This window comes from Actinosynnema sp. (genome assembly GCF_052038725.1).
On sequence record NZ_JBQGCX010000493.1, the window covers coordinates 1 to 1,688 of the forward strand.

Here is a 1,688-nt window from a genome sequence, read left to right on the forward strand (position 1 = left end):
CCCGGTGATCCGCTGCCCGGTCCCCACCGGGACGCGCCCGCGCGGCAGGGCCGGGTCCAGCCCGACCACGACCTCGCGCCCGTCCGGCAGCGCCCGCCGCACCCGCCCGATCGGACCGCCCAGCCCGCCCGCCTGGCTCCAGCGGCCCCGGTCGAGCAGCGCGACCACCTTCCCGTTCAGCACCGGGAAGTCCCGGAACCGGACCAGCTCGACCGCCCCCGCCTCCTCCTCGGTGAGCCGGTGCACGGCCCTGCCCAGCTGCGGGAACGGTTGCAGCACCTCGTAGTCGGCCAGCAGCTCCGCCCACGCCGCCAGGTCCGCGCCCAGCCGCAGCGGGTGGGCGATCGCCACCCGCTCGTCCGGGCCGAGGACGACGGGGCGGTCGTCCAGGTCGCCGAGCGTGCGGTCCTCGGCCAGCCGGAACGCGCGCCCCGACTCGGTGATCCACACCAGCCTGCGCCCCAGCGGCCACAGCAGCGGGTGGCCGGTGAACAGGCCGGTGAACTCCGCCGCGCCCCACGTCCGGCCCTCCACCATCGCCCGCTCCAACCGCGCGAGCTGCTCGGCGGCCGAGGCGCGCAGGTCCTTCTTCAGCGCCGCGAACCGCTCGTGCGCCCGCGCGGCCAGCTCCGCGTCGTCGCGCGCCCCCGGCTTGGGCAGGGACTTGAGCCGCTTGCCGTCCGGCCCGGTCACGTGCGGCCTGAGCTGCTCGTCGAACCCGACCACGAACCGCCTCGGCCCGAAGTCCAGCTCCAGCGCGCCGTCCGGGGACAGCCCGAAGTCCGGCACGAGCCGGTCGGACAGCTCCTCGGCGGTCAGCCCGCGCGCGGTCGCGACCCCGTCCAGCTCCCGCTTCGCCCGCCCCCGCAACCACTTGTTCCTCAGCCGCCGCGAGGCGTCGTCCAGGCGGGTCAGCGCCGCGTCCGTGCCGATCCGCGCCAGCACCACCAGCCCGACGTCCGCCTTGACGCCCTCGATCGGCCACGCCGCGATCAGCGGGCCCAGCGCGCGCACCACCTGGTCGTCACCCACCAGGGCCAGGCCGGTGAGCGCCCAGCGGTCCTCGGGCGGGGCCCCGGCCATCCGCCACTGGTCGAACACGGCCCAGGCGAACCGGGCCAGCGACGCCGGGTCGCACACCTGGCGCGCCTGCTCCAGCCCGACGTGCGGGTCCTCCGGGGTGGACAGCGCCAGCGCCACCAGCAGGTGCCCCACCGCCTCCTCCGGCAGCGCCGCCGCACCGCCCTCCCGCAGCACCTGCGGCAGCAGGCCGGGCTCCAGCCACGCCGGGATGGCGGGCACCCGGACCGGCAGCACGTCCAGCGGGTCCATCGCGAGCGCCGCGGCGACCACCGACGCCACCCGCTCGCCGTGCTCGCGCGCGGCGGTCAGCGCGTGCTCGGGGATCTGCCGCAGCGCGTGCTCCGCCGCCCGCCGCGCCACCCCGGCGGGACCGACCGCGACCGGCACCAGCAGCCGGGCCGCGTCCACCCCGTGCCGCTCCAGCCAGCCCCGCGCGATCGGCCGCGCGTGCGTGAGCCGCGCCAGCCAGTCCACCATCACCACCGCCACCTCGGGCGTCGCGAACGGGACCAGCAGCCCGCCCAGCGAGGTCGGCCGGACCCGCCCCAGCGCCAGGGCCTGCGGCAGCACGTCCAGCCCGAACCGGGCGACCACCGGCCTGCCCC

The 1,688-nt window shown here is 78.1% G+C and carries 1 protein-coding gene; it reads right to left on the reverse strand.

Annotated elements, in window-relative coordinates; all coding sequences use genetic code 11:
- The coding region (locus ACTUAL_RS09945) for a DUF4132 domain-containing protein (RefSeq protein ID WP_440900062.1) at nt 1-1,688 on the reverse strand (1,688 nt) is incomplete at both ends.